The sequence below is a fragment of the Bacteroides cellulosilyticus DSM 14838 genome (assembly GCF_000158035.1).
Lineage (GTDB): Bacteria > Bacteroidota > Bacteroidia > Bacteroidales > Bacteroidaceae > Bacteroides > Bacteroides cellulosilyticus.
The window spans coordinates 1,254,744-1,262,140 of record NZ_EQ973490.1 but is presented as its reverse complement, the minus strand read 5'-3'; the positions used below and the strand labels follow the sequence as shown (position 1 = coordinate 1,262,140).

Here is a 7,397-nt window from a genome sequence, read left to right as displayed (position 1 = left end):
AAAACCTTATCCACTCCTACGATCTGGACAAGCATGCGTATATGCAGGGACTAACCGGGCTCTACAACCAGATAGAGTTCCCCTATCTGAACAATTTACAGGATGCGGGAGAAATCGTCTCCATAGAAAGCGCCACCCTCTACCTTTATCCGCAGGCCGGAAGCTATAACAAGCTGAACCAGCTACCGGAAGATATCCGCCTCTACATCACGGACGAAAACAATGTGTTGGAAGACTATGTATATGGCAGCGACGGCGTAACGGTACAGACTGGCAATCTGAGTGTGGACGAGATGTTCGGGCGGGATACCTACTACTCTTTTAACGTGACCGAATTCATCCGCAACAACTTCGGCACATGGGGCATCAAACGACAGAAACTACTGCTGAGTCTGCCGGACAATGAAATGATAACGACCTTCAATCAGATAATCTTTGCCAACGACCCCGACCAGGAGAGACAATGCAGATTAGATATCAGATTTAAAATATACAACGAAAAATGAAACATCACCACCGAATTCCCCTTATGCTGTGCAGTTTATGTGCAACAAGCCTTTCTATCGTAGCCCAAAACACCACAAACCTGCCCACTTCCATGTATGGAATAGGTGAATTAAGTACCAGCGACGGCGGACGCTATGCCGGAATGGGCAATATCGGCATAGCCCTGAACAAGCCCGGCTTCCAGAACACTCTGAACCCGGCAGCCATCACCCGAATGGACAGCACCTGCTTTATATTTGATGTCGGTGCATCGGCTTCGTATGCCCGCTATTCTTTCCAGAACGATCACAGTTCCAGCTTTATGGGCAATCCCAACCGCTTCAGCATAGGCTTCCGTGTGTTGCCGCGCTGGTATGCCATGGTGGGTGCATCGCCTTACAGCAGTGTAGGATACGTCATCCAGACCGAAGAAGAGGTGGAAGGAATGCCCGGAAGCTATACTTATTCGTTATTTGAAGGATCGGGAGGCTTATACCGCTGTTATCTTACCAATGCCTTTGCACTGACCAAAAATCTGTCGGTAGGTGTGAATCTGGGCATCATACTGGGAACAGTTACTCAAAGTGAAACACAGGAGAGTGCCATTGTGGAATATGAATCTTCCAAACGTGCCTTTTACGCCGACTTCGGAGTACATTATGAATTCAATACTACCGGAAGGCAGAAGTGGGCGGCCGGGTTAGTATTTGCTCCCTCCCTTCAAATCAGCCACGACAATAATCTGACTTATAGTAATTCCTCTACCAGCGACAACCTTGACAAGAGTTACCATAGCCGGACGCAATACCTGCCCATGCACATCGGTAGCGGAGTGTCCATGACTACCGAACGTTGGGTGGTTACCGCCGACTACAATTATCTGGACTGGAGCCGTAACACTTCCTCCTACACTTCCATGAAATATGAGAATCAGCACAAGATGAATATCGGGGGAATTTATACCACAAACCCACGCTATCCCCGGTCCACTGAACTAATGGGAGGGGTAGGTTTCAGCAATTCTTATATAAATCTGAGAGGTGGAAAAATGAAGTATCTGGAGATCAGTGCCGGGGCGAGTTTTCCCATTCGTTACTCTTATCTTTCATTGGGCGCCACCTGGCGGAAACAAATAAATTCACGTAGTAGCCTAATGCAGGAAAGTCGTTTTAGCGTAAATCTGAATCTTACGTTCGGAGAAAGAATATCACGGGCAAAGCTGAAATAAGGGTAATGCAAGAAGCATAACTTCCTGTGTGATAAAACACTTGGTGTTCCACTGAGTTCAGTCGTAGTGAAACACCTGTTCAGTCGTAATGGGAAGTACCTTCAGTCGTAATGGGAAGTACCCTCAGTCGTAGTGAGAAGATACCCCACCTCTGTACCGATGTGAGCTAATTCCGGAAACAAGCATCGCAACAGGTTAAAGAACAGAATAATCAGCAATATAATTCTTCAGCTTCTTCCGGTAAACCTCTCCGATAGGAATACTTCTCTTGTCCAAAGCAATCTTGCTGCTTTCTATGATGCGTATGCAGTCTTTGCGTATAATAAACGAACGGTGGACGCGTATGAACTCATCGGAAGGCAGTTTCTCTTCCATATACTTCATCGTGCACAAGCTCAGCACAGGCTTTGGCTCGTCCTTGCTATAAATCTTCACATAATCACCCAATCCTTCGATATAGGATATCCGGGATATATCCAAGCGGAAAATCCGATTGTCGGACTTCACATAAATCACCTTGAGCGTTTCCGGTTGGCAAGTTTCCGTCTGAGACTTTTCGGGAAGAACGGTAAGCGGCATTCCCGTTTCACCTTTCAGGCTGAACCAACGCGAAGCCTTATTCACCGCTTCGAAAAAAACCGGAAAACTGACTTCGGATATCAGATAGTCCAATGCGTCCAGCCGAAAGCACTCGGCGGCATACCGGGGAGTATCCGCAATAAATATGACACGGGTGGACGGAGAGAGTAGTTTACTGAATTCCATCCCGTTGATGCCCTCCGTTTCTTCCTGCCCGATTCCTACAAAGTAAAGGTGTACCTTATTATCATAATAACCCTTCAAAGCCTCAATAGGATTATTGTACTTTCCACACAAAGCAAGAAAGGGTGTCTTGGCTATGAACGCTTCTAGTTGTTCACTCACCTGTCTGTCGGCATGCAAAATAGCACAAGTCAAATTCATCATCATTTCTCTTATTTTTAGAAATTAGACGGACGACTCTCGGGAAGGCTGCAACAGGGGAATAGAGAATTAGTATTTCTTCACTTCATTTAAACGATTCGTAAGAGTTTTTATGAACATATCTTCCTTCACCGGAAGCAGCACGGCACATTTCCCCCTCGTTCCGTACTTCACCAGCACATAGCGCATCACGGCGAAACGTCCTATTTTCATGGACGAGGCCCGCTCCACAGAGATAATGTCTTTCAGGGATATTTCCTCCGAACGGGAAAAGCGTCCGTAAAAAAGGAGGAGCCTGTCGTCTGTGGTCAGCGTATACGTGGTATGAATGAGTCGCTCGATGGCGATGACGAGCAGGAGCATAAAAAGGACGGCCATGACGGCATGCTGCATCCACATGGCATAAATAACGATAATCGTTGTCAGCACTAAAAACAAATATTGCCCTATAGCAATGCGGGCATGGAAGATACGATTCATTTTGTTCTGTTTTTGCCGCTAAGATAGGTATTTTTGCGGAACAGCAGGAGTTATCCTTCCAATATCTCCCGCAATTTATCACCCAGCAGTTTTTCTTCCTCCAATCTCATCTTCCAGCATACCGACTTACGGAACATATACACCTGCTCGGCCGGCAAACAAAACAGTTGCTCAATCTCATCTACCGACTGCCCAACGGCAATCAACATACAGAGCAATTCCTCATCTTTCGTAGCACCGGGAACCAACTTCTGCACCTTCTCTATAAAGTCTGGATAATGAAAAATAAATATCTCGCGGAAAACGGCTCCACGCGCTCCGCAAAGCATATCCTTCGAAGCATAGGGCGATTCATCGGAAATCATCTCTATCAAAGCCCTACTGATTTCTTTCATACACAATCGTGACATCTTTTCCACCTTAATTTATTATTTGGTTAGTCTTCTATAGACTGCAAATTTGCAGAAACTATAAGATTAAACCATAAATAGCCAATGTACAATCCAATATACAAAAATGTATCTCTCTCATTATCAAGCTCAATAAAACATAAAAAAATAGAGGTAGCACTTATTTCTTTTTTAAAATGGAATTGTATCTTTGTCCGGCAAACCAAATAAACCTCCAACTTATGAAGATAAAAACATTTATGTTACTCCTCATGCTGTCAGCCGGAGCCTGTACCGTCCCCCCACATTCTTCAGGCAATCAGGACACACAGCAATGGCAGCAGACTATCCAACAGCTGAACACATTACTGAAAGAGAGAAAGCATCAGGCAGCCATTGACGAAGGCAAACAAAAGATATCCGAATTGCTGGCCGTAGCAGATCATACCGAGCCTAAAGATACAATGGTCAAATATGCCCGGCAGATGGTCAACTTCTTCTATTTCAGTTATCTGGGCAGCAAGCAATTTCGTCCCGGTATAGAATATCTGGATAGCCTCAACAATGCTCCCTTTCTGCAACAACATTGCAAACACGAACTGTTATCCGCGCGGGCAGGCTTGCACCAGATGTGCGGAGACAACGAGGCAGCCATCCGGCTGGCAGACGAATACTTGCAATTACCCGAATACGATGATGCCGACCGTTACATTCCGCAAGCCGAAATTGTCAGCGGAGTTTATATCTATTCTGGTAACGATATTCCCCAAGCTATCCGACTCCTGGAGAAAGCGATGGAATGTTACCATCAGGGAGGGAAATTCCACAATATGCTCCGCATCATATCCCGACTGGGCATCTATTACCGCCTGATCGGTGAATACGAAAAAGCGGTAGCCACTAATCAGGAAGCTATCAACAGCTATAATGATAGCATAGCCCCTCCTAATATAGTGATAGCCTATGGCGAACAGGCCAACCTCTATGCCGAACTGGGCATGTACGACCGTGCCTTAGAGCTGAATTCCAAAGCCCAATACTATTCACTCTTGAAGGACAGCTTCGGACTGGGCGATCTCTATCGCTATCGTGCAGAAATATTCCGCAGAATCCAGGATAAAGATTCCGTATTCTACTATCTGGACCGAGCCGGGAAAACTTCAGCCGAACAGGAAAGCTTTAAAGGTGTGTTTGTCAACAAAGTCCTCACAGTAGATAGCTATTTGGACTATCCGGACTCTGTACAAAAGGCATTGCAGCTTGCAGTAAGCATTTGTCCGGACAGTACCCGCATGCCTCAATGGGCCAGGCATGACCTGAACCTTCATTTAGGACGTGCTCTGCTGGAGACAGGTAAGGCCTCACAAGGAATACCTCTTATAGAAAAGGCAGCCCGTGGATTTGCCCGGATGGACATGATCGGAAAAGAGAAGAATGCCAACCAGATACTGATGGACTACTACCGGAGGATGAGAATGGACGATGCCTTCTTCCGTTGCTACGACCGAGACCAGCTCTTCGCTGACTCCCTGAATCTGGATGAAAAGATACGTGCCGTTGCCGCCGCCAATATCCGGTTTGATGCCGAGCGTAAAGAGAAGGAGAACAAGTTGCTTTCCGCACAAGTAGAGCTGCAACAACATCAGTTGTTCTTCAATATATACATCTCCATTGCACTGTTGTTGTTACTTATCATTTCCATTGCCTATTTTATCACTAAGAGGAAGGCGAATCGCCTGTTATTGGAAAAGCGTAAACAGGAAATACAAAAGTTAATGGCCCGTCAGCAAGAACTGAACCGGCACAACGAACTATTGACCGGACAGATAGAGCAGGCAATGGCCGCCAACAATCTGAGCACCGTCAGCCAACTGACCGGACAAAGTCTGCTCAGTAAAGAAGACGAAAACACCTTCAGAAAATCATTTGCCGCCATATATCCGCTTTACTTGCCTAAGTTGCGGGAGAAATATCCGCAACTCACCCGCAACGAGGAACTACTGGCCATGCTCATCTGCATGAATCAAAGTACGGACGAAATAGCCTTGATAATGGGCATCAACCGGAGTAGTGTCAACATGATCCGTTCGCGTATGCGTAAGAAAATAAAGCTTACAAAAGAGGAGTCACTGGATGAGGTTATAAAGCAGTACTTATCATAAAATCGTGAATTAATATACAGGAAAAGTACAAGCAACCCAGTTATTTTGTAGCTTTGCAGTACTTAAACATACGAAATATGATTAAAGAGTTCGACTTTTTAGTAATTGGTTCCGGTATAGCCGGCATGAGTTTCGCTCTGAAAGTGGCTCATAAAGGTAAGGTAGCACTCATCTGCAAAACGGAACTGGAAGAAGCCAATACCTTCTTCGCCCAAGGGGGAATTGCCTCAGTAACCAATACACTGGTAGATAACTTCGACAAGCACATTGAAGACACCATGATTGCAGGCGACTGGATCAGTGACCGCGCCGCCGTGGAGAAAGTGGTGCGCGAGGCCCCCGGACAAATCAAAGAACTGATAGACTGGGGAGTGGACTTCGACAAGAATGATAAGGGAGACTTCGACCTCCATAAAGAAGGCGGTCACTCCGAATTCCGCATTCTGCACCACAAAGACAATACAGGTGCCGAAATACAGGAAAGCCTTATCAGAGCCGTAAAGACGCACCCCAATATCGAAATATTCAACCGCCATTTTGCCGTAGAAATCATCACGCAGCATCATATGGGTATCATCGTAACCCGCCATACCCCGGGCATCAAGTGCTACGGAGCGTATGTGCTGAATGAAGACACGGGCGAAGTGGATACTTTCCTTTCCAAAGTGACGCTGATGGCTACGGGAGGTGTAGGTGCTGTTTACCGCAACACCACCAATCCGCTGGTTGCTACCGGAGACGGTATTGCCATGGTCTACCGTGCCAAAGGTTTCGTACAGGATATGGAGTTCATCCAGTTCCACCCCACAGCGCTTTATCATCCGGGCGACCGTCCCTGTTTCCTGATTACGGAAGCGATGCGCGGATATGGTGCCGTATTACGCAATATGGGTGGTGAAGAGTTTATGCAGAAATATGATCCGCGTCTTTCTCTTGCTCCGCGTGATATCGTGGCACGTGCCATCGACAGCGAAATGAAGCAACGCGGTGACGACCATGTATATCTGGACGTCACGCACAAAGATCCGGAAGAAACCAAGAAGCATTTCCCGAATATCTACGAAAAGTGCCTCAGCTTAGGTATCGATATCACCAAAGACTATATCCCGGTAGCTCCTGCCGCACACTACCTCTGTGGTGGCATCAAGGTAAACCTAAACGGAGAATCTTCCATCAATCGCCTGTATGCTGTAGGAGAATGTTCTTGCACAGGTCTTCACGGAGGCAACCGTCTAGCTTCCAACTCTTTGATTGAAGCGGTTGTCTATGCCGATGCTGCCGCCAAACATGCGCTAAGCGTACTCGACCGCTATGAGTTCAACCACGAAATACCGGAATGGAATGCCGAAGGAACTGTGACCAACGAAGAGATGGTGCTTATTACTCAGAGCATGAAAGAAGTGAACCAAATTATGGGAGCCTATGTAGGTATCGTACGAAGCGACTTGCGTCTGAAACGTGCCTGGGTACGTTTGGATATGATATATGAGGAAACGGAAGACCTCTTTAAACGTAGCAAGGCATCCAGGGCAATTTGCGAACTGCGCAACATGGTCAATGTCGGATATCTGATTACCCGCCAGGCTATAGAACGCAAGGAAAGCCGAGGATTACACTATACGATTGATTATCCGCACGCAAAAAAATAGGATAAGGACACCCCCGTTGGCGGAATTAATTCATCCCGGC

Annotated in this window: 7 protein-coding genes; 4 read left to right on the top strand and 3 right to left on the bottom strand. The window is 46.5% G+C overall.

The genetic code is table 11. The features are described 5' to 3' along the window. Window positions 1–506 (top strand): DUF4270 family protein (locus BACCELL_RS09215; protein WP_007211458.1); only part of this gene is annotated, 506 nt, incomplete at its 5' end. Beyond that, on the top strand, window positions 503–1,714 hold the full coding sequence (gene bamG, locus BACCELL_RS09210; protein ID WP_026366932.1) for a BamG family beta-barrel-assembly machinery protein: 1,212 nt from the start codon (window positions 503–505) through the stop codon (window positions 1,712–1,714). The genes BACCELL_RS09215 and bamG, both read left to right, overlap by 4 nt. Before the next feature lie 195 nt (window positions 1,715–1,909). Here bamG and BACCELL_RS09205 read toward each other — a convergent pair whose 3' ends face one another. The 3 genes from BACCELL_RS09205 to BACCELL_RS09195 form a co-directional block, all read right to left on the bottom strand. Beyond that, entirely contained in the window at window positions 1,910–2,683 is a 774-nt protein-coding gene (locus BACCELL_RS09205) for a LytR/AlgR family response regulator transcription factor (RefSeq protein WP_007211456.1), read from the bottom strand. A gap of 63 nt (window positions 2,684–2,746) precedes the next feature. Then, complete coding sequence (locus BACCELL_RS09200; protein ID WP_007211455.1) at window positions 2,747–3,157, bottom strand: PH domain-containing protein; 411 nt, start codon at window positions 3,155–3,157, stop codon at window positions 2,747–2,749. Between the two features lie 50 nt (window positions 3,158–3,207). Then, window positions 3,208–3,552, bottom strand: a complete 345-nt coding sequence (locus BACCELL_RS09195; protein ID WP_007211454.1) for a hypothetical protein — start codon at window positions 3,550–3,552, stop codon at window positions 3,208–3,210. A gap of 236 nt (window positions 3,553–3,788) precedes the next feature. On the opposite strand from BACCELL_RS09195, the gene BACCELL_RS09190 reads away from it, so the two are divergent. Both BACCELL_RS09190 and nadB read left to right on the top strand, forming a co-directional pair. Then, window positions 3,789–5,708 carry a tetratricopeptide repeat protein gene (locus tag BACCELL_RS09190; RefSeq protein ID WP_044153734.1) on the top strand — a complete coding sequence of 640 codons (1,920 nt, stop codon included), beginning with the start codon at window positions 3,789–3,791 and terminating at the stop codon, window positions 5,706–5,708. 77 nt (window positions 5,709–5,785) lie between these two features. Then, entirely contained in the window at window positions 5,786–7,357 is a 1,572-nt protein-coding gene (nadB, locus tag BACCELL_RS09185; protein ID WP_007211451.1) for an L-aspartate oxidase, read from the top strand. Window positions 7,358–7,397: the final 40 nt, after the last annotated feature.

Excerpts from the sequence above, each read along its gene's own strand:
- bamG (WP_026366932.1), top strand. The coding sequence starts at position 503 with ATGAAACATCACCACCGAATTCCCCTTATGCTGTGCAGTTTATGTGCA.
- BACCELL_RS09205 (WP_007211456.1), bottom strand. The coding sequence starts at position 2,683 with ATGATGATGAATTTGACTTGTGCTATTTTGCATGCCGACAGACAGGTG.
- BACCELL_RS09200 (WP_007211455.1), bottom strand. The coding sequence starts at position 3,157 with ATGAATCGTATCTTCCATGCCCGCATTGCTATAGGGCAATATTTGTTT.
- BACCELL_RS09195 (WP_007211454.1), bottom strand. The coding sequence starts at position 3,552 with ATGAAAGAAATCAGTAGGGCTTTGATAGAGATGATTTCCGATGAATCG.
- BACCELL_RS09190 (WP_044153734.1), top strand. The coding sequence starts at position 3,789 with ATGAAGATAAAAACATTTATGTTACTCCTCATGCTGTCAGCCGGAGCC.
- nadB (WP_007211451.1), top strand. The coding sequence starts at position 5,786 with ATGATTAAAGAGTTCGACTTTTTAGTAATTGGTTCCGGTATAGCCGGC.